We start from the raw sequence: 20471 nt of genomic DNA, 5'->3' as shown, positions 1-20471 counted from the left end.
GAAAAATAACGGAGAGGTTGTTCATGTCAGAAGTGCATCTCAGCCAGTCATCTCTCGCAGGCGGCGTTGTCCCTGTTGCTGCGAACTTCGCAATGCAGGCTAAGGGTCTGTTCGCAGACAGATGGAAGACGGGCAGGGAGTGGATGAGATTGCCGTCATGATCGAGACGGGCGATCGTCAAACCGGCGTTTTTGGCAACTCCCGCGCTGTGGTGATCCGGTTGTCTTCGGGATGCCGGTCACTCCTCGCCCACGCCCGTACATGGGTGCCTACCGCCCGTTGGCTATTCGGAGATGTCGAAACTGGCGCGAGGAGATGTGGGCGCCATGCCCGGATGGGCCCGTAGGTTTATCGCCATGCGATTCCAACGCCGCCATCGACCGGTGGAGATTGTCTTACCTCGGTTCGGCCGAAGGATGTGATGAGATGCAGTATTACCGACCCTCTACTCTGGAACAAGCGTTGGCGTTGCTTGCCGAAGATCCCGATGCCCGCTGCATCGCGGGTGGCGCGACGCTGGTGGCAATGATGAATGCAGATCTGGTGCAGCCCTCAGCTCTCGTCAGCTTGAAGGGAATCTCTGAACTGCAAGGGATTCGGGCAACCTCGGATGGCCTGACCATTGGTGCCATGACGAGGCACGAGGTAGTATCGAAGGAAGTTCGGCTCACCGGACGGCTGGAGGTAGTTCGCATGGCGGCCGGCAATATCGGACACCCTCCGATCCGTTCGGTCGGGACGATCGGCGGCTCGATCTCCCATGCTGATCCGGCAGCGGACTATCCAACGGCGCTCGTAGCTGCCGAAGCTCAGATCGAGATCATGAGCCAGAATGGCAGGCGGCTAGTACCTGTGCACGAGTTTTTCATCAGCTATTATACGACCGCGCTCGAGCCGGGTGAAATGGTCACGGCGATTCACCTCGCCGCCCCGCCGTCGGGTTCGGTTTCCGCTTATTGCAAGGTAGGCAGGACGGAAGGCGATTTTGCGACCGTTTCGGTCGCTTTCAGCGGGGCATTTGTCGATGGGCAGTGCACCGCCGCCAGTGTGGCGATAGGCGGTTGTGGGGAAGCCCCGATCCGAAGTCCGGAAGCCAATGCTCTGCTGATTGGCGCATTCGTAGATAGCGACTGCGTCGCTCAGGCAGCGGAAGCACTCGTAAATGCGTGCGATCCGCTGGATGATGTTCGTGGATCGGCCGACTATCGGCGCTTGCTGGTGCGACGCCTACTGCCACGAGTTTTTAGTCAAGCCTCTCAAAATGCGGCGTAGTGGACTGGATAAGCGTTATGGCCGAACGACAGAGCATTGAGCTTCACATAAACGAAGAAACGCATGTTGTTTCTCCTGATACCGGGAATACGCTGCTGCAGGTCCTGCGGAGCACATTGTCCCTGACAGGAACGAAGCGAGGTTGCAATCAGGGGGTGTGCGGTGCCTGCACTGTGTTGCGCAATGGCGTTCCGGCGCGCTCCTGTCTTACGCTTGCCGTCGAATGTGACGATGAAGAGATCACGACCATCGAGGGCCTGGCGCCTAATGGCAAGGCGTCGATCGTCCAGCAAGCGTTCGTGAAGGTCGGGGCGCCCCAGTGCGGGTTCTGCATGCCAGGAATGGTGTTGGTCGCGACTGCCCTTCTGCGGGAGCACTCGAATCCCGATCAGGCGGAGATCCGTGAAGCTCTCAGTGGAAATCTCTGCCGCTGCACGGGGTATGTGAAGATTGCAGAGGCCATCGAACTGGCGGCGGAGCAATTGGTATGACTGGATATGACAATTTGACGCCAAGAATGCCCGGGGAAGCGCCTGAACAGGAGCCGCGCATCGACGCAGTGATCGGGCAGTCGGTACTCAAGATCGATGGTCCTGCGAAGGTATCTGGCGCTGCGGTATATACTGACGATCTCAAGCGTCCGCGCATGCTCCATGGCGCGCTGCTCGGCAGTCCCTATCCCCATGCCCGCATATTGGGATACAACACGTCGGCGGCGCGGGCACTGCCGGGCGTGAAGGCGGTCTTGACGGCCGAAGATCTTCCTGTGCAGAATATAGGTGCGGCTGTTTGCGATGAGCCGATTCTTGCTCGCGGAAAGACGCGGTACGTCGGCGAACCGATTGCCGCCGTCGCCGCCGTCAGCGTCGCAATTGCGCGAGCAGCGGTGCAGCTTATCGAGATCGAATACGAAGAACTTCCGGCTGTCTTTGATGCCGAGGAGGCCATGGCTCTCGGTGCCCCCATCATCCATGAGGACGCGGGCTCCTACGCGCGGGCTACGGAGGCACCGTTCGCCGACAATATGGTTGCCCACATGGAGTTGGAGACGGGCGACGTAGACAAGGTCTGGGCCGAGTGCGACCATATCATTGAAGGCGAGTACGCTATACCAGCCATCCATGCCCAGTATATGGAGACTTGCGGCGCGCTTGCGGAACTCGACAACAGCGGGAAGCTGATCGTCTGGTGCTCGACGCAGTCGATCTTCTTGACGCAGCTCTCGATCGCCAGTGCGCTCCAGATCCCGATGAGCAAGGTCCGTTGCATCACACCGGCGGTTGGTGGCGGCTTCGGCGCGAAGTTCGGATCGGTCGAGCCGATCACGGCCGCACTTACGCTGGCAACGCGGCGACCCGTCAAGCTCGTGCTCTCACGCGACGAGGACATGAGCATGATGCGTACGCGGCATGCCGCGAAGATCCGGATGAAAACGGGTGCGCGGGCGGATGGCACCCTGCTCTGCCGCGACATCGATATCATCCTGAACGGCGGGGCCTACGCCGATCTCAGCCCGCTCGTTCTTGAATGCAGCATCCTACTGGCTCACGGTCCCTATCGCATCCCCAATGTGCGTACAGTTGGGAGAGTAGCCTACACGAACCGGTTGCGAGCCGGAGCATTTCGGGGGTTCGGCGTCATGCAGCCGACCTTTGCGGGCGAAAGCCAGCTCGATGAATTGGCAGCCAAATTGCAGATCGATCCGATCGATTTCAGAATCCGTAACGCAATGCAGTCGGGTGACTACAACATGGGTAGTCATCACATTCCCTCCTGCCATTTGGCGGAATGCTTGGAGAGCATCCAGAGCCATCCGGACTTCATTGCCGCCAGCGCGGAGCGCGTTGGCCCCACGGGGCGCAAGCGCGGTGTCGGCATCTCGAGCGTGACTCAGCAGAGTGGACTTTTCTCGTCGAGCGCGGCGGTGCGCGTGGCGGAAGACGGAACGCTGGTGCTCAACACTGGTTATATCGACATTGGCACGGGCAGCGACACTTCGCTTGCGCAGATCTGCGCGGGCACGCTCGGGTTGGGCGTCGAGCATGTCAATGTCGTCGCGCCGGACACTGACGGCGTCGCCTACGATTTCGGAACCGCTTCGGACCGAGCTTCCCGCGGCGTGTCCGAATCCGTGTACCGGGCGTCGCTCGCTGTGAAACAGAAATTGTTCGAGTTCGCGAGCGTGATGCTGCAGTGCCCTCCCGACAGGCTCGAGCTTCGGCCTGGCGGTCGCGTCGGCATCATAGAGGCACCGGAGGCCGAACTGCCTTTCAGCGCGATTGTGCAATGGGGGCTTTATGCGGGCAACGGCCCGATCATCGGCACGCATGCCTATTACATGCAGGAGCAGAAGATCAATCACGTGCAGACGCGCAGCGTCGGCTTCAGAATGGGCGGCGGCGTCTGGTATGGCTATGGCGCAACGGCCGTGCAGGTGGAGGTCAACGAAGATACCGGCCAGGTCGAGGTCATCGCCGCATGGCACGCGCACGATGTGGGCCGTGTTATCAATCCTGACGGAGCCCGCGGCCAGGTATATGGTGGGGTCGCACAAGGCATCAGCGGAGCTCTGTACGAGGAACTGGTTTGGGACAACGGCCACCTTACGAATCCGTCGCTCATGGATTACAAGATCGTTGGCGCTCCGGAGGTGCCACATCGGATCCATGCCATTCTTCTGGAAAATCGGCTCCCTGACTCCCCATACGGCGCGAAAGGGTTTGCAGAACCCACCATCATCGGTGTCGCGCCGGCTATCGCGAACGCCGTCGCCAACGCTGTCGGTGCCCGCGTCAGAACGCTGCCAATCACGGCCGAACGTGTCCTCAACACGTTATCAGTAAGCTAAATTCCGAGCGAAAGGTAAGCATGAAAATCGAAAAGCGCTTCACGGTCGCCGCTTCACCCGACCGTATCTGGACATTTATCACTGACCCAGAACAAGTTGCCCCTTGCATACCTGGATGCAAGGAGGTGGTACTTCTGTCCCCCGGCAAGTACCGCGCCGTCATCGGCGTCCAGGTCGGACCGATCAAGGCGTCCTTCGCCGGCGTCGCGGAAGTGCGCGAAGAGCGCCCCCCAGACTTTGCGGAATACGCGATCCAGGCTGAAGAAGGCGGGAATTCTAGCCGTATCAGCGCCGTGGCAAGGCTTGCTATCACCCCGCTTACCGGCGACGACTGCGAGGTCAGCTGCGTTGCTGAAGTAAATATCAGCGGACGCCTCGGTAAGTTCGGCGCAGGCGTTATGCAAAAAATCGCAGACAATCTCGGAGACAAGTTCGCTGCCGCGATGGGCAACGCTCTTCAGCAAGAACGGGGACCGACTGCGCAGGCCGAGCCAGTGGTAGATACTGCCTCAAAAAAATCAGGAAGTATCTTCGGAATCATCAAGCGTATCTTCAACGCCATTCTGGGCCGCGGCTGAGTGCCCGAGCCAGAGCACGATTACAACAGACGCCTTGCCTGAAGGTCCCTGAAGCGGGCGTGGGATGGAGGGCACCTGATGACGATGATAAATACCGAGGTTCTGGTAATCGGGACTGGACCGTCCGGCGGAGCCGCCGCTTTGGCCCTGGCTAGATCTGGTGTACCGGTCATAGTGGTCAACCGCTACGGCTGGACGTGCCGAACGCCGCGCGCGCACATCACCAATCCGCGCACCATGGAGGTGCTGCGCGACCTTGGTGTCATGGACGACGTGCTGCACTACTCCGTCCCGAACGACATGATTGGCGAAACGGTGCTGTGCCATTCGCTTGCCGGCAACGAATATGGCCGGGTGCGCACTTTCGGTATCCATCCTGACCGGCGCGCGCTCTACGCGGCGGCCTCGCCCGAAACGACCGTCGACCTCCCACAGAATTTTCTTGAGAAAATCCTGATCGGTGCGGCAGCACATCAGGGTGCGCAGGTGCATTTCCATACGGAATTCACCCGCTTCGAGCAGGACGCTGATGGGGTAACATCCTATCTATTCAACCGTTTGACGGGGCACGAGTTCACCATCCGGTCGAAATATCTGATAGGCGCTGATGGAGGCAATTCCTTAGTCGCGAAGCTGGCAGGGTTGCCCTTCCTAGGTGAGAGGGCCAAGGGGGGAGGAGCCGCAAATATCGTCTTCGATGCCGATCTAACCCACCTCACCGCATATCGCCCGAGCGTGCTCTACTGGATCGTCCGCGACCACGACGGCCAAGGCTATATAGCACCGCTGCGGATGATCCGGCCGTGGAAGCGCTGGTTAGTAATCGTTCCTTGGGATCTGACAGCGAACGGGGCAGACATGACCGAGGCTTGGGCGATCAGGACGGTGCATGATTTGATCGGCGACGATTCTATCCCATTGAATATCGATTCCTTATCGCTCTGGACGATCAACGAGCAATGGGCGACCCGGCTTCGGGAAGGTCGGGTCTTCTGCATGGGCGATGCTGTGCATCGTCACCCGCCAACCAAGGGACTTGGTTCGAACACATGCATACAGGATGCCTATAATCTGGGATGGAAGATCGCGCACGTCATGAAAGGCTGGGCCGCGCCCGGCTTGCTTGACAGTTATGATGTTGAACGAGCGCCAGTGGCCGAACAGATCGTCAAGGCGGCGTTCGGCTCGCGTGACTACTTCATCCCCACCTTCACCGCCCTTGCGGAGGCGGCACGGCGCACGGGTGGACCAGGAAATGCAAGTGACATACTGAACGACAACAGCGACACATCCGAAAATCTCCGCACCATGATGCGGGAGAGCATCGTAAACTCGCACCGTCTATATGATTCTCCAGCGCTTGAGATCGACCAACGCTATGTGTCGGCGGCTGCCTTGCCCGAGCCTGGAGAAGTGATGCCACCGCCAGTCAAGGATACCGAACTGGAATATAAGTCGACCACCTTCCCGGGAGCGCGGCTGCCGCATGGATGGGTATTCAGAAACGGCCGCAGAACGTCATTGCTCTATTTGTGCGGAGATGGCAGCTTCACACTGCTGACGGGAAATAGCGGCCTCCCATGGCGCAATGCCGCTGCGGGTCTGACGGAAATGCTAGGCGTCCCCATCAATGTGCGGATCATCGGCCCCGGCCAAGATTATGAGGATCTCTACGGCGACTATAGCCGCCTTTCCGAGGTGGAGGAGAGCGGTGCCGTGCTGGTCCGTCCCGACATGCATGTCGCTTGGCGCTCGAAAAGGTGGAATTGCTCCGCTGCCGACGATCTATTGCAGGCGATGACATCAATCCTCGGCTGGACCTCCGTCGAGCAGGCGCGGGCCGCTATTCCAGTCGGCGGCAGGCTAGGGCAGTGGAAGAAGTTTGACGAGATGGAAACAGCCGACCTTCGCGAAGGGCGCTCGCCCTGACACGCCTGGTCGCGAAGCGCGCCCGACAATTCCCATTCGCCGCTTTTCTCCAGCGAACACAACCAGCCATGCCGAGGCGATGTTTGTGCCAGCCATGGCCGACAGTGCCAAGCCACTGTCGAGTGATGTCGCGATAGAGGTTGAGGTGAGAGGCATGCCGTATCTGAGCCTTCATTTCGCATTCATATGTCGACGGCGGCTTTCACCCCTGTCGATTGGCGACCAGAATATCGACCACTGAGGGATCGGCAAGGGTGCTGGTGTCTCCCAGCGCCTGCGCCGAAACGTCACCCTCTGCGATCTTGCGCAGGATGCGGCGCATTATCTTGCCGGACCGTGTCTTGGGCAGGCCCGGCGCGAACTGGATAACATCGGGGGTGGCGATGGGGCCGATCTCTGCGCGGACCCATTGGGTCAGCGCTTGGCGCAGCGCATCGCTCGTCTCCTCGCCGCTGTTGAGCGTCACATAGGCATAGATGCCCTGCCCCTTGATGTCGTGGGGGAAGCCGACCACCGCCGCCTCGGCCACAGCCTCGTGCAGGACAAGCGCGCTCTCGACCTCGGCCGTGCCCATGCGGTGGCCCGACACGTTGATGACATCGTCGACCCGGCCGGTGATCCAGTAATAGCCGTCCGCGTCGCGCCTTGCCCCGTCGCCGGTGGTGTATTTGCCGGGGAAGGTGGTAAAATAGGTCTGGAAGAAGCGCTCATGATCGCCCCAGACGGTGCGCATCTGCCCCGGCCAGCTGCGCGCGATGACCAGATTGCCTTCCGCCGCACCGTCCAGGACGTGGCCTTCGCCATCGACGATCTGCGGCACCACGCCGGGCATGGGGAAGGTGGCGGATCCGGGCTTCAGGTCGGTGGCGCCCGGCATCGGCGCGATCATCGCCGCGCCGGTTTCGGTCTGCCACCAGGTGTCGATGATCGGGCAGCGATTTTCGCCCACGACATGATGATACCAGCGCCATGCCTCGGGATTGATCGGCTCGCCCACCGTGCCCAGCAGTCGAAGCGAGGCGCGGCTGGTGGAGCGGACAAAATCGTCCCCCTCCTTCATCAGCGCGCGCAGGGCGGTGGGCGCCGTGAAGATGGTCTGCACCTGATGCCGGTCGACCACTTCCCAGATGCGCGAAGGCGTCGGGTAATTGGGCACGCCCTCATACATCAGCGTGGTCGCGCCGTTCGCCAGCGGACCATAGACGATGTAGCTGTGCCCCGTGACCCAGCCGATGTCAGCCGCGCACCAATATATGTCGCCGGGTCGATAGTCGAAGCAAAGTTCATGGGTCAGGCTCGCCCAGAGTAGATAGCCGCCGCTGCTGTGCAGCACGCCCTTGGGCTTGCCGGTGGAACCGGAGGTGTAGAGGATAAACAGCGGGTCTTCCGCGCTCATCGGCTCTGGCGGACAGTCGGCGGACACCTTTGCCGCTTCCTCATGAAGCCAGAGATCGCGTTCCGCCTGCATCGTCACGTCGCCGCCGGTGGCCTGCACCACGATCACCTTGTGCACGCTGGCGCAATGGTGGAGCGCGGCGTCAACATTGGCCTTCAAGGGCAACTTCTTGCCCGCGCGACGGCCTTCGTCGGCGGTGATGACAATGCTGGAATCGCAGTCAACGACGCGCCCGGCGAGCGCTTCGGGCGAAAAGCCGCCGAACACGACCGAATGAACCGCGCCGATCCGCGCGCAGGCGAGCAGGGCAAAGGCCGCCTCAGGGATCATCGGCAGGTAGACGGTAATGCGGTCACCCTTCTTCGCGCCCGCACCCTTCAGCACATTGGCGAAGCGGCAGACCTCTTCATGGACCTGCCTGTAGGTATAACGGCGCGGCTCGCCCTCGGGCTCATCCGGTTCCCAGATGATCGCGGTCTGCCCCCCCCGCTCGGCCAGATGGCGGTCAATGCAGTTGGCGCTGACGTTGAGTTCACCGTCGGCGAACCATTTCACCCCGAAATCACCTTCGGCAAAGCTGCTCTCGTCGGTTTTTATCGGAAAGCGCAGCCAGTCCAGCCGCTCCGCCCGGTTCAGCCAATAGGCGTCGGCATCCTCGATTGAGCGTGCATAATCCGCAGCCCTGCTTTCCTTGTCGAGCAGCGCCGAGGCCGCCCAATGGGAAGAAACTAGGAAGACATCATCAACCATCAATGCGCTCTCCAAAACTCTCTAGCAATGTTGCAGACTAGGCATTGGTATCCATCGATGCTCTGGCATGGCATCGCCCTAGTTTTTTCTAAAAATCGTCCTGAAAATTCAAGACAAGTTATTAAAAAATAATCTTATTTGGAAGTATTTATTCAGCCTCAAAGGATCGTGTCGCATTTCAACAAAGATAAGCCCGACGCCCATCTATCGAGCGCCCCCTCATGACTGCCTCACTCCTCTGGTATAAGGCCTACCCCAGAATCGCAAGATAGTTTATGCTTAAACATGACGCGCGGATGAGTGGGAGATACGCTCAACCTCACAAACGCGCCATATTTCCCTTTTTTCGGACTTACTAGCGCATGAGCGCAAGTTGGGAACCGTAGTCCTGACAGTCGCACCTTACCTATGGGGATCTCTCGCGACGCTAGATTGTTTAAGCATAAAATTACTTGACATATGGCGCCCATGCTGGTTGCATTTAGGCCATCAAATTGACCGCAGCGTCGGGCGAGAGTGCGTCCGTTTCGTGTTTGCGGCACTGAGGATTGAGAGATGGCTCTGAAAGCGATAATCAGCGGCGGTGGTATCGGGGGTTTGACGACGGCGACTGCCTTGGCCCAGCGCGGCTGGGACGTTTCGGTGTACGAATCGCAGCCGCAACTGCGCGTGAACGGATCCGGGATCTACACTTGGTCAAATGGCCTTCAGGTTCTACGTGAACTGGGGGCCTACGAGCGAGCGATGCAGAATCCTTTCAAGGGGCTTGGAATCGAGCAGCGCGACCATAACGAAGAGGTAATCCTGCCGCCCCACCTCCCGGCGGGTGTAGAGGTGGTGACGATCCATCGCGCCGACCTTCTTGCAGCGCTTGAAGGTGCCGCGCGCAAGGCCGGCGTCCGCATCGAGACGGGTAAGAACGTGGTCGATGCCGCGTCGGACGGAACCTTCCGGTTAGCCAATGGCGATCGCGTAGCGGCCGATCTCGCAATTGGCTGCGACGGTGTCAATTCACCTGTTCGCGCAGGGCTTGGGATTGAGCTTTTCCACGAACGAACCGCAGAAGGAGCACTCCGAACGACGGTCTTGGCGACGCAGGATGAATTTCACCCTGACGATCGCAACCGGTGCATCGAGAACTGGAACGGGAAACGCCGCTTGCTGGTAACTCCGATCAACGACAAGGAAGTTTACCTCGCACTTTGTTGCCCCGAGGTCGATTCTCAAGCACGTGATATCCGCGTGCTGCCTGTTTGGGCGGAGAGCTTTCCGCATTGGAAATTCCTCCTCGATCGGATCGAGGCCGAGGTTACGTGGAACGTCTATAGCGTGATCAAATGCAAGGCGTGGTCATCGGGCCACTCCTGTGTCTTGGGCGATGCCGCTCACGCGCAGCCGCCAAACCTCGGTCAGGGCGGCGGAATGGCCATGCAGAATGGGCTGGCGCTCGCAGCTTACATGGCGAATGTTAATGACGCTCGTGACGTTCCCACCGCGCTGGCGGCATGGGAGGCGGCGATGCGCCCGCTTGTCGATACGACCCAGCATTGGGCGATCCTGTTCGGTGAACTTGCAAACATTCCGAACGAGTTCCGCCCGGAGATGATACGGAACATCGTAGCACACCCCTTTATAGATCAGATGCTTGGGCTAGCTGCCGGATCTACGCCGATAAGCGCCGTTCCGACGCCCTCGGACGGTAGCGCTGTCACCGCGGAATAACAGCGAGAGCAGAATAATTGCTCCGCTTCGGGCATTGAAAGTCATTCCATGTCATTCGAGGATTTACCGCCGCAAGTAGAGCTCGTGACCGAAGCGGGGAGCCGCTATGCCAAGGCGGTCATCAGTATGTCGAGGCCGGTGTTCGAAACTGCGGACACGGCGCTTCTCGATCTTCGCTACGGCGAGGATTATTATCAGAAGATCGACATCTACCTTCCAGAAGGCATGGATCCGATTGGCCTTCCGTCGATCGTTTTCGCTCACGGAGGGTCGTGGATCGCTGGATACAAGGAATGGATGGCGTTCATGGCGCCGACCATTCATCAGCTGCCAGCGATTTTCGTGTCGATCTCCTATCGCCTCGCTCCGGCGGCAAAGATGCCGGCCCCACTCAAGGACTGCGCCAACGCGTTTCGGCTTGCCTATAGCGAAATCCAGAGATTAGGCGGCGATCTCGACCGCATCTTTGTCGGTGGGCACTCGGCCGGAGCCCATCTGACTTCGCTTCTTGCTCTTCAACCCTCGCTTCTCGTCGAGCGCGGATTGCCGGCCAATGCGATTAAAGGCTGTCTCGCCGTCAGCGCTCCTTTCGATCTCTGCGATAATGGGTCGGGGAATGCGTTTCTCGCCACGTCACGCAGCAATCTCTTGCGGGATGAGGCTGACGCCTTGAGCGCCAGCCCGATTGCGCTCGTGGGAGCCGGAAGTCCCCCGTTTCTGATCACCGTCGGACAGAATGATTTCCCGTTCATCGTGGAGCAGGCGTCTGCGATGGCGCGGGCGCTGGAGGGGGCAGGGATTGGGTGCGAGTTTCAGGATCTCGCCGATCACGACCATTTCGAGACGAACACTCGCATGGTGGAGTCCGGGCACCCCTGGCTCCAGGCCGTGAAGCGGATCGTCGACGGCAAGTGACCCGCACAGCATAATTGGGAGCGGATGATGGCATTGTGTTTTGCAGAATGGCCCGGATATGCCCACGACTGTCCGCTGACACTCTTTCAGTTCTTCCATAGCTTTCGTCGGTCGGCCACCGACCAGACGACCGACCTTCGCGACGGGAGGAAAGATTGCGTCGCCCGCGGAGAAGGCTTTGTCGCGTGAGGGACGTCTCACATCGGGTCGCGGGCACTGCCCAGGGAATTTTGATCCTCGTCGCCGCGGCTCTGCCTGTGATGGGCGTCGTTCTCCTCTCGCCGATCGCCCCGCGGCTTTCCGCCGCAGTCGGCACCGGTCCCGGCGGCATCGACCTGGCGCCGCTTCTGCTCACCGCGCCGGCGCTCGCCATTGCTCTCCTCTCGCCGCTAGCCGGTTACTGTCTCGATAAGTTCGGCCGTCGGCACTGCTTTCTCGCGGCACTTTTCGCCTACGGCCTCCTTGGGACCATGCCGCTGTGGATCGATAATAGCTACGCGATCATAGCGTCGCGCTTCGGCCTCGGCACGACCGAGGCGATAATCATGGCAGCGACCATGGCCCTCATCGGAGACTATTTCACCGGATCGCAGCGTGATCGCTGGATCGCCTACATGACCGCCTTCGTGGCGTTTGCGGCTACTGGCTTCTACATTCTGGGAGGAATGCTGGGAAACATCAGTTGGAAGGCGCCCTTCACTGCATACGGCTTCGCCATGCTGATTTTCCTCGCCGCACTCCCAACCATTTTCGAGCCGGACAGGAGTGCCGTACCAACTGCCGCAATAGCGCGGAATGGTGCCAGAGCCGAACGGGCATCGGGAGCGCTGTTACTGGTTCTCCTGATCACCTTCTTCTGTTCGATCGTCTTTTACATCATCCCGCTGCAACTCGGACGCTTTCTCGAAACGCGGGGCGTGACATCGCCGACGCAGATCGGGCTACTTATCGCGATCGCAGGTCTGGGGAACCCGATCGGAGCCCTCGCCTATCGATTCCTACGGAACATCCGGTTCGAGGTACTGCTCGCAGCAAGCCTAGCGCTGGCGGCCGTGGGACTCGGAATCGGGGTCGCCGCCGAAGGTGTCCAGCCGCTGGTAATCGGTGGCTTCATCAACCAGCTAGGATGCGGCATGCTTCCCCCGCTTACGATGGCAGCCGTACTGCGCCTCGCTCCGCCACATCGCCGTGGAACGAACAGCGGCGGCTGGAGCACCGCATTCTTCATCGGTCAGTTCTTTTCGCCCCTCGTGGTGTCCCTGCTTGTCGCAGTTGAAGGAGGCAACGATGTGCTGCTCCTACTCACCGGTGCGAATATCTTGGTCTGCGGTTTCGCCCTCGCAATGTTCTTGAGCGACTCGATCGAACGTGGAACGGCGGATGCCGCCACAGGGGCGGCCTGACGAGCAAGGCACATATTTGACAGCCCCCAGTTTCCGGAGATCTCGGCACGAGGGCAAGCGACAGGCTCCGCGCGGATAACGCAGATCCAGGACCTCGCCAGTGCCATCAAGGCGCGTTGGATCTGCGAATAGTCTCATCAGCAACTCAAGGAAGAACTCGGCCTCCCGTGCAAACGCAGCAATGTTCTCGCAACGCTCCATCTCAGCAACCAGCGCCAGCTTCTGCTCCAGCGTCCAGACCCGCCGCCGCCTCGCCATCCCGCTCAGCAGTTCAACTCGCCGAACCGGCTTCAGAGGCGCTCCAATGTGGGTGTCCAATGCGCTCGTAAGCCTGGCGTCGTCCATTCCCCCACCTCTGCCTCAGCTACGAAATCAGGCAGCCACACCATGCCATCAGATCCTCAAGCCGGCAGGTCTGCGAACTGGTCCGCTATGAAATCGACGACATCAGGGCGCATCCCGCCGCTGCCGTTGAGCGGATGGCAGCCACCCTGGCCGAGCTTCAGCCTCCGCTGTCAGTGCCAGAAGTAGAGGGATTTTTCGTAAGCGCCGACGGAACCCGGCCTTGCGAGGGGCGGTGTCAGGGTGAAGTTCGTGAGGCGAATGGAGGCCTTGCGAGTGGAGATAGAGCAGTCAAACGAGCCTCGTATGGGCAGCTTCCCGGAAGGCGGAGCGGTTGTACGAGTGGAGCGGCGTCGGCGTTGGAGCGATGAGGAAAAGCTCGCGATCCTGAAGGAAACGACGCAGCCGGGCGCGATCGTTGCGGTCGTCGCGCGCAGGCATGGGATAGGGACTGGTCAGCTTTACACCTGGCGCAAGCAGTTGCTGCGAGGAGCGATGGCCGGATTTGCGCCCGTTGAACTGGTCTGCTCGGAACGGACGGCCCCATCGCCGCCGATCGGGCGGATCGAGATCAGGCGGGACGGCGCCTTCACGGTGTCGATTGACACATGTGTCGACCGGGAAGCGCTGAGGTTGGTTCTTGAGGTGGTGGGGGAGATCGATCGTTGAGCCTGACGCTTCCGCCGTCGGCGAAGATCTACTTGTCACTGGCGCCCTGCGACATGCGCAAGGGCTTCGACGGGCTCTCGGCGCAAGTCCGCAATATCCTGCAGCTTGATCCCTTTTCCGGCGCCGTATTTTTGTTCCGAGGGAAAAGAGGCGATAGGCTGAAGGCCCTGGTCTGGGACGGATCGGGGCTGTGTTTGTATGCAAAACGCCTTGAGCGCGGAAAGTTCGTATGGCCGCGCACCCGCGAGGGAGCGGCGGCGCGGCTCTCATCTGCGCAGTTGGCGATGCTGATCGAAGGGCTGGATTGGCGGCAGGCGATCGTGCACGACGAGATTGTCACGCCGAGCCTCGCATGAGCGATAAACCGCAAGAAAACTGCGGTTTTATATAGGTCTGCGGCGGCGGTTGCGCTACAAATCCGGGCATGCGGTTCGAGCTTGATCGCCTCCCCACAGACCCGGTTCTTCTGCACAAAATGCTGCGGGAGATGGCTGAGGTCATGGAGCGGGAGCACGCCGAACTGGAGGCGGCGAAGGCGATCGTCAAATCCCAGAAACTGACGATCGACAAACTCGAACATCGTCTGGCGCGATTGCTGCGCGTTCAATTTGGGCGCAGCTCGGAAAAGATGGACATGGCGCAGTTGCGCTTGATGTTCGACGAAGTCGACGTTCCCGAGCCGGCCAACGATGACGCGCCGCCGGCGGCCAATCAGCGGTCAGCGCGTCAGGCTGGCGTTCGTGCGCCGATCCCCGCGCATATCCCGCGCCACACGACGGAACATCATCCGGAGCCGTGCGGCTGCGGCGGCGCGGAAACCACGCTTCGCGAGGACGTCACCGAGGTTCTGGATTACGTTCCCGCCCGCTTCCGCGTGCTGCGGCATGTCCGCCCCCGCATCGCCTGCCGGACGTGCGAGCGGATCCGCCAAGCTCCGGCGATCGATCTCCCGTTGCCCAAGGTCATGGCGAGCAGCGCCTTGCTCGCGCATCTTGTCGTCAGCCGCTTCGTCGATCATCAGCCCTGGCATCGCCAGTCGGCGATCCTACGCCGGCGGGGTGTGCACATTGATCGCGACGTGATGGGCCGTTGGGCGCGCAAGCTGGCGTGGCTGATGGAGCCGCTTGGCGAACGGCTGCTCGCCTATATTCTCCAGGCGCCAAAAGTGCATGCCGACGAAACGCCAGTCACTTTGCTGGGCGGGAAAGACGGAAGCCGCACCGCCTATTTCTGGGTCTATCTGCGCGACAGTCGCTCCAGCGGCGATATGAGCCCGCCGGCCGCCGCCTACCGCTTCACCACAGGTCGCGGCGGCGAGCACCCGGCGGTCCATCTCGCCGGCTATCGCGGATACCTGCAGGCGGATGGCTATGCCGGATACAACGGGCTGTATCGCGATCCCCGCACCAAGGCCGCGCGCGCGGTGACCGAAGTGGGGTGCTGGTCCCACGCCCGGCGCAAGTTCACCGATATCCTCGACAAGAACCCGTCTCCGCTCGCGGCTGAGGCGGTTGTGCGCATCGCCGAACTCTTCGCTGTTGAGCGCGACATCAAGGGCGCGCCGCCCGATGAGCGATGGCGGGTGCGCCAGAAACTGGCGCGCCCCAAGCTGGCGGCCTTGCGGCTCTGGCTTGAAGCGCAGCTCAAAGGCCTCTCCTCGGACAGCCCGCTGGCCAAAGCCTGCCGCTACCCGCTTAACCGCTGGGCGGCGATGAACCGCTATTGCGATGACGGACTGCTCGAGATCAGCAACAATCTGGTCGAGAACGCGCTGCGCGGCGTTGCTCTCGGTCGCCGCAACTGGATGTTCGTCGGCTCCGTCAAAGGCGGCGACACCGCAGCGCTGTTCTATTCGCTGGTCGAGACATGCAAACTCAACGGCGTCGAGCCCGAGGCCTGGTTCACCGATGTCATCGAGCGTATCGCAAGCCATCCCATTAATCGGATCGACGACTTGCTGCCATGGAGTTGGCAAGCGCTACGCGATATTGCTGAGGCCGCATGACGACCCCGCAGCCTCACTCCGCCGTCCTTCCCGCGCTGAACTGGGATGCGGACCTTCTGCCACCGCTGGAAATGGACGGCTACCTGACGGGAACTTTGCTGATCCCCGACCTGGAGGCATCGGAATGGATCGCTGGCCTGTGGGGAACGGTTCCGAGCCTGGCGGATGACAGCAGGTTGCTTCAAGCTTTCACCACTGCGCTGACGCGGCGCAAGGAAATCGAGGCCGATCTTCAGCGCGGTTGGCCCGGCTTCCGCACCAGCTTCTGTGAAACGAGGCCGGGACACAAAGCCGATCACGGCAAAGTTCGCGCGTGGGTCAAAGGTTTCTGGAAAGCGATGCGGCTTGATCCGCAATATTGGTCGGATCTGGTCGATGACGAGCGCACCGCAGACCTTGTTGGTCTCTTCGTCGGCTTCATCGAAATCGGCGAAGGTATCGACGAGCGCGACGACGCCGATGCAATCCGCGATGAACATGCACAGCTCCTACCGCGGGCGCTCGTCAGCCTACGCAAACTGGCTTTGCTTCAAGTAGGAAACGCCACCGCGTTACAAACTATGCAGGCGAACAAAGTCGGCCGCAATCAGCCGTGTCCCTGCGGATCAGGCAAGAAGTTCAAACGCTGCTGCGCAGCAGACTGACAGCAACATATCAATGCCGCCTTCCGTCGGCGCTTACGATTTTTCGGCGTTCTCGAGCAGACCACGCGCAGGAACCTACCCGCAGCCTATCGAGAGAGGTCCTTCAGAAGCGTCGCCTTCAGGCTCGAAAGCAGCCCTAGGAGCTGTTCCTGCTGATACTCGGGAAAGTCGCGTAAGGCTTCCTGTACCCAGCCGTGATGCGCGGCAGCGAGTTTCGCGAAGTAGACGTTCCCTTCGGGCGTCAGCGATACGATCGACGAGCGGCTATCGTTGGGATCCGGCCGCGACCGGAGCAATCCCTGTTCCTGCAGCTGCCGGACGATAGCGGTTACATTGCCGTTCGACACGAGCAGAGCTCGCGAGAGGCTTCCCATGCTCTGACCTTCGGGAGCACGGTATAGCGTCGCCATTACATCGAAGCGTGGTAACGTCGTGTCGAACTGCTCCTGAAACTTGCGCCGCAGCGTCTTCTCGATGATCTTTGCGCAGCCCAGAAGCCGCACCCAGAGCCGCAGGTCGACCGATGCGGCGTGCGGCGGTGGGGCGGCGAACTCTAATTCCATCATTTCCCTGTCCATATCGCGTCTATTTTATCAACCACCTAGGCGAAGTGAAATGGTTATGTCATTGCCATTTCAGGCGCGACAGTGGCGCGCCGCGGGCGGAAGATCCGTGCGCGCCACCCAGATATCAATTGTCGATCGAACGAGCGTAGCTCAACAAGCCCACGCCACCCATCCACTCTTTGACTGCCTCGTAGAGGACGATGTCGGCTTCGCGGTCCTTCATCGCTCCCATGAGCGACACCCACATCAGCATCTCGGAACCGCCTGGCCCCGCAATTTCGCGTACGCTCTCGTGATCTAGAGCGGTCAGTGTGGACACATCGGCCCGCGCGAGCTGGTCAAGGATTTCCTTGTCCCACTCGATGTTGATGAGTTCGCGGCCGGATTGCGCCATCTCGCGCTCGCGCTCGAGAATCGCCCCGGCGAGCGTCGGATCCTTGTCCCAGATCGCGCGACCATGCTTGTTGAAGGCGCGAACGCGCTCAACGAACGGATCGTTCGGATCGTCGTGATCGAAGACGATGGGCGGCCAGTGAGAGATGCCGCCCGTCGCGATCAGCGCGACTCGCTCGGGACGTCGGTCGAGCACGGCTCGGACTGCCCTGCCCAGCGCGTGCGCCCGGCGGAAAGTCGGAAGCGGCGTGATGAAGCAGTTCGTGAAGATGGGGACCACGGGAATGTCGTAGTCAGGCCATATGAACTTCTTCGCGAGGAGCACATTATGCACGAGTTCCGCAGAGTCCGACCGGAAGAGTTCAAAGCCGTCCTCCATAAGCGAGCCGTAGATATCGTGCGCAAGATCGGCGTTGCCCGGAATGGGCGCGCGCTTCATTTCGATCCAGTTCTCGGTCTCGGGGGTCGGTCCCCAGTGGGTGTCGTTCAGCGCGATTGCGAACCCCGGCATGCCCTGGGTCGTGTACATATCGAAGTGATCGTTGACGAAGGCCACGACGACATCGGGCTTGGCTTCCTCGAGTCGCTGCCTGATTACGCCGAATCCTGCCTCGATGCGCTCGATCTGATCCCTGGGCGGCAAGTGCATAAGGTTGCCGAGACCAGGCGTATGGGTCATCGCAAACGCGGCGACTACGCCCCCATTCCTCTTTTCATCCACAATCGTGTTCCTCTCGCTGACGCTGTGAAGCGAGCATAAGACGGGACGCGCTACAAAGAAAGACGTTTTAGGCCTAAAGTTATTGCGTATTGTTTTGGGGCTACAGCGCGGCGGTCTCCAGCGCTCTGGCCGATAGTGTCGCGGATCTCCCCTCGTGACACCGAGAGAGCTTCTCCGATCAAACTGCTGCCGCATGATCAGGTTCGGACATGGCGATAGAGACCGGTCAACGTGGACTTTCTACGTTTTTTATGCCGTCGAGATTGTCCGGCGCGATAGGAGTCATCTGCCCCATTTACATATGCTATAGGCTTAAACTATAGTCCTCGTGCGGCGAGCAGCCATCCATCAGGAGGGGCGCGTTGCGACTTGGCGGTCGTGATTTGCATTCCGTCGCCGTCCAAAATTGCCGGAGGCCCCCGATGTTGAATATTCCACGCTTCAAGGCAGCCGCCGTTCAGGCCGCGCCGGTGTTTCTCGACGCAGATTCCACGATCGATAAGGCGATCTCGTTGATTCGGGAGGCGGCACGGCATGGGGCGAACATCGTCGTGTTCCCAGAGGTATTCGTACCGGGCTATCCCTACTGGAGTTGGATCGCGGATCCGGTAGCGGGCAGTCCCTGGTTCGATCGTCTGGTCCGAAGCTCCATTCTCGTCCCGGGTCCCGAAATCGACCGCGTCTGCAAGGCCGCCCGTGATGCGGAGGTCCATGTCGTGATCGGCGTGAACGAGCGCAGCCCTACTTCGATCGCTACGCTCTACAACACGCTCGTCTTCATCGGCCCCGACGGCTCTATCCTGGGCAAGCACCGCAAGCTGGTTCCGACCTGGGCCGAGAAGCTGACTTGGGCGAACGGCGACGGCTCCTCGCTCCGCGTCTACGATACCGCGATCGGGCCCCTGGGCGGTCTCGCTTGCGGTGAGAACACCAACACTCTCGCGCGGTTCAGTCTGCTGGCTCAGGGCGAACTCGTCCATGTGGCGAGCTATATCTCTCTACCGGTAGCCCCCAAGGACTACGATATGGCCGAGGCGATCAAGGTTCGTGCCATGGCGCACTCGTTCGAGGGTAAGGTCTTTACGATCGTTTCCTGCTCGACCGTATCCGAAGAAATTATCGCGGCGATGGAAACGCTGGTGCCTGACGCGCGCGCTCGGTTGGAACGCAAGAACAGCGCGTTCTCGGGTGTGATCGGACCGGACGGCCGGATTGTGGGCGAACCGCTGATCGACGAAGAGGGCATCGTCTATACGGATATCGATCTGGGCGCATGCATCCAACCCAAGCAGATGCACGACATCATCGGCCATTATAACCGCTTCGACGTCTTCGATCTGCGCATCGATCGAACGCCGCGCATCGCCGCAACTTTTCACGGTGACGTCGCGGCCAGCGATGCTGGCGACGACCGTCCGGCCGATGCCGGCATCGCTGGCTAACTTCGCCTCTCTTCATCCCACTGGCCGCGACGAAGCGACGGCCCAGCCTTGCCGACAGGAGAATTGTAGTATGACCGTGGAAAACATATCCTTCCGGATCGGACAGATCGTGCCGTCGTCCAACACGACCATGGAGACCGAAATCCCAGCGATGCTCCGCGCCCGTGAGGGGATATTGCCCGAACGCTTCACCTTCCACTCGAGCCGCATGCGGATGAAGAAGGTGGTCAAGGAAGAGCTTGAGGCGATGGATCGCGACAGCGACCGCTGCGCGGTCGAACTCTCGGACGCCCGAGTCGATGTTCTCGGCTACGCCTGCTTAGTGGCGATCATGAGCATGGGACATGGCTATCATCGCATATCGGAAAAGCGGCTCCACGAGCGCACGGTCGAGAACGAGGCAGCTGCTCCCGTCGTTACTAGCGCCGGTGCCCTGGTCGATGGCCTCAAGCTTCTGGGAGCGAAGAAGATTTCGGTCATATGCCCGTACATGAAGCCGCTGACCCAGCTCGTTGTCGACTATATCGAAAATGAAGGTATTGCCGTGCACGATTTCGCGGCACTCGAGATTCCCGACAATCTCGAAGTCGGACGCCACGATTCCGAACGGCTGCTGGAGATCTACAAGAGTGTCGACCGGACGGGGATCGATGCCTTCGTCGCCTCCGCCTGCGTCCAAATGCCCTCGCTCGGCATCATCCAGCGTCTGGAAGACGCGATCGGCGTGCCGGTGGTGTCGGCAGCCGTCTGCACGACCCATCAGATGCTTGATCGGCTGGGCCTCGAGCGCCGCGTTCCCGGTGCGGGCGCTCTGTTGGCGGGTTCTTGCTAAGGGATATCGGGGCGCCGGCGAGGGGCTCTCTCGCCTGCGCCCCG

The 20471-nt window shown here is 60.6% G+C and carries 17 protein-coding genes; 14 read left to right on the top strand and 3 right to left on the bottom strand.

Going from position 1 to position 20471, the window contains the following annotated elements; translation table 11 throughout:
* The first annotated feature begins 390 nt into the window (after positions 1–390).
* The 5 genes from NN5_RS09000 to NN5_RS08980 all read left to right on the top strand — a co-directional run bounded on the left by NN5_RS09000 (position 391) and on the right by NN5_RS08980 (position 6627).
* Complete coding sequence (locus NN5_RS09000; RefSeq protein WP_169800970.1) at positions 391–1272, top strand: FAD binding domain-containing protein; 882 nt, start codon at positions 391–393, stop codon at positions 1270–1272.
* A 17-nt stretch (positions 1273–1289) separates the two neighbouring features.
* Positions 1290–1763 (top strand): (2Fe-2S)-binding protein, encoded by a 474-nt coding sequence (locus tag NN5_RS08995; RefSeq protein ID WP_067733934.1) that lies wholly within the window; start codon positions 1290–1292, stop codon positions 1761–1763.
* Positions 1760–4120, top strand: coding sequence for a xanthine dehydrogenase family protein molybdopterin-binding subunit (locus NN5_RS08990; RefSeq protein ID WP_084384836.1), 2361 nt, complete (start codon positions 1760–1762; stop codon positions 4118–4120). Before NN5_RS08995 ends, NN5_RS08990 begins: the two co-directional genes overlap by 4 nt.
* A gap of 20 nt (positions 4121–4140) precedes the next feature.
* Complete coding sequence (locus tag NN5_RS08985; protein ID WP_084384835.1) at positions 4141–4698, top strand: SRPBCC family protein; 558 nt, start codon at positions 4141–4143, stop codon at positions 4696–4698.
* Between the two features lie 78 nt (positions 4699–4776).
* Positions 4777–6627: an FAD-dependent oxidoreductase gene (locus NN5_RS08980; protein ID WP_084384834.1), complete on the top strand. Its 1851-nt coding sequence runs from the start codon at positions 4777–4779 to the stop codon at positions 6625–6627.
* Between the two features lie 202 nt (positions 6628–6829).
* On the opposite strand, the gene acs is transcribed toward NN5_RS08980, so the two are convergent.
* Entirely contained in the window at positions 6830–8773 is a 1944-nt protein-coding gene (acs, locus tag NN5_RS08975) for an acetate--CoA ligase (RefSeq protein WP_067733930.1), read from the bottom strand.
* Between the two features lie 555 nt (positions 8774–9328).
* Here acs and NN5_RS08970 point away from each other — a divergent pair.
* The 7 genes from NN5_RS08970 (at position 9329) to NN5_RS08940 (ending at position 16473) form a co-directional block, all read left to right on the top strand.
* Positions 9329–10495 carry an FAD-dependent oxidoreductase gene (locus NN5_RS08970; RefSeq protein ID WP_084384833.1) on the top strand — a complete coding sequence of 389 codons (1167 nt, stop codon included), beginning with the start codon at positions 9329–9331 and terminating at the stop codon, positions 10493–10495.
* A 48-nt stretch (positions 10496–10543) separates the two neighbouring features.
* Positions 10544–11410, top strand: a complete 867-nt coding sequence (locus NN5_RS08965) for an alpha/beta hydrolase (protein ID WP_067733929.1) — start codon at positions 10544–10546, stop codon at positions 11408–11410.
* A 185-nt stretch (positions 11411–11595) separates the two neighbouring features.
* Positions 11596–12813, top strand: coding sequence for an MFS transporter (locus NN5_RS08960; protein ID WP_281190409.1), 1218 nt, complete (start codon positions 11596–11598; stop codon positions 12811–12813).
* 648 nt (positions 12814–13461) lie between these two features.
* Positions 13462–13824, top strand: coding sequence for an IS66-like element accessory protein TnpA (gene tnpA, locus NN5_RS27270; RefSeq protein ID WP_067733952.1), 363 nt, complete (start codon positions 13462–13464; stop codon positions 13822–13824).
* Positions 13821–14180, top strand: coding sequence for an IS66 family insertion sequence element accessory protein TnpB (gene tnpB / locus NN5_RS08950; RefSeq protein ID WP_373280331.1), 360 nt, complete (start codon positions 13821–13823; stop codon positions 14178–14180). The genes tnpA and tnpB overlap by 4 nt, the downstream gene beginning before the upstream one ends.
* A gap of 119 nt (positions 14181–14299) precedes the next feature.
* Positions 14300–15829: an IS66 family transposase gene (gene tnpC / locus NN5_RS25060; protein ID WP_217998626.1), complete on the top strand. Its 1530-nt coding sequence runs from the start codon at positions 14300–14302 to the stop codon at positions 15827–15829.
* Positions 15826–16473, top strand: coding sequence for a YecA/YgfB family protein (locus NN5_RS08940; protein ID WP_067733927.1), 648 nt, complete (start codon positions 15826–15828; stop codon positions 16471–16473). The genes tnpC and NN5_RS08940 overlap by 4 nt, the downstream gene beginning before the upstream one ends.
* 86 nt (positions 16474–16559) lie before the next feature.
* On the opposite strand, the gene NN5_RS08935 is transcribed toward NN5_RS08940, so the two are convergent.
* Entirely contained in the window at positions 16560–17051 is a 492-nt protein-coding gene (locus tag NN5_RS08935; RefSeq protein WP_245656369.1) for a MarR family winged helix-turn-helix transcriptional regulator, read from the bottom strand.
* Positions 17052–17163: 112 nt separating this feature from the next.
* On the bottom strand, positions 17164–18153 hold the full coding sequence (locus NN5_RS08930) for a DODA-type extradiol aromatic ring-opening family dioxygenase (RefSeq protein WP_217998624.1): 990 nt from the start codon (positions 18151–18153) through the stop codon (positions 17164–17166).
* 422 nt (positions 18154–18575) lie between these two features.
* Here NN5_RS08930 and NN5_RS08925 point away from each other — a divergent pair, with 422 nt between their 5' ends.
* Both NN5_RS08925 and NN5_RS08920 read left to right on the top strand, forming a co-directional pair.
* Complete coding sequence (locus tag NN5_RS08925; protein WP_067733925.1) at positions 18576–19595, top strand: carbon-nitrogen hydrolase family protein; 1020 nt, start codon at positions 18576–18578, stop codon at positions 19593–19595.
* Between the two features lie 70 nt (positions 19596–19665).
* Complete coding sequence (locus NN5_RS08920) at positions 19666–20427, top strand: maleate cis-trans isomerase family protein (protein WP_067733924.1); 762 nt, start codon at positions 19666–19668, stop codon at positions 20425–20427.
* The last annotated feature ends 44 nt before the right edge of the window (positions 20428–20471 follow it).

Origin of the sequence: Novosphingobium naphthalenivorans NBRC 102051, from assembly GCF_001590985.1 — a bacterium.
In the GTDB taxonomy this organism is placed as follows: domain Bacteria; phylum Pseudomonadota; class Alphaproteobacteria; order Sphingomonadales; family Sphingomonadaceae; genus Novosphingobium; species Novosphingobium naphthalenivorans.
The sequence above is the reverse complement of the archived record's forward strand: the minus strand, read 5'-3'. Positions and strand labels throughout refer to the sequence as shown.

Bases quoted from the DNA above. Each gene is read 5' to 3' on its own strand.
- NN5_RS08995 (WP_067733934.1), top strand. From the start codon at position 1,290: ATGGCCGAACGACAGAGCATTGAGCTTCACATAAACGAAGAAACGCAT.
- NN5_RS08990 (WP_084384836.1), top strand. From the start codon at position 1,760: ATGACTGGATATGACAATTTGACGCCAAGAATGCCCGGGGAAGCGCCT.
- NN5_RS08985 (WP_084384835.1), top strand. From the start codon at position 4,141: ATGAAAATCGAAAAGCGCTTCACGGTCGCCGCTTCACCCGACCGTATC.
- NN5_RS08980 (WP_084384834.1), top strand. From the start codon at position 4,777: ATGACGATGATAAATACCGAGGTTCTGGTAATCGGGACTGGACCGTCC.
- acs (WP_067733930.1), bottom strand. From the start codon at position 8,773: ATGGTTGATGATGTCTTCCTAGTTTCTTCCCATTGGGCGGCCTCGGCG.
- NN5_RS08970 (WP_084384833.1), top strand. From the start codon at position 9,329: ATGGCTCTGAAAGCGATAATCAGCGGCGGTGGTATCGGGGGTTTGACG.
- NN5_RS08965 (WP_067733929.1), top strand. From the start codon at position 10,544: ATGTCATTCGAGGATTTACCGCCGCAAGTAGAGCTCGTGACCGAAGCG.
- tnpA (WP_067733952.1), top strand. From the start codon at position 13,462: ATGGGCAGCTTCCCGGAAGGCGGAGCGGTTGTACGAGTGGAGCGGCGT.
- tnpC (WP_217998626.1), top strand. From the start codon at position 14,300: ATGCTGCGGGAGATGGCTGAGGTCATGGAGCGGGAGCACGCCGAACTG.
- NN5_RS08940 (WP_067733927.1), top strand. From the start codon at position 15,826: ATGACGACCCCGCAGCCTCACTCCGCCGTCCTTCCCGCGCTGAACTGG.
- NN5_RS08935 (WP_245656369.1), bottom strand. From the start codon at position 17,051: ATGGACAGGGAAATGATGGAATTAGAGTTCGCCGCCCCACCGCCGCAC.
- NN5_RS08925 (WP_067733925.1), top strand. From the start codon at position 18,576: ATGTTGAATATTCCACGCTTCAAGGCAGCCGCCGTTCAGGCCGCGCCG.
- NN5_RS08920 (WP_067733924.1), top strand. From the start codon at position 19,666: ATGACCGTGGAAAACATATCCTTCCGGATCGGACAGATCGTGCCGTCG.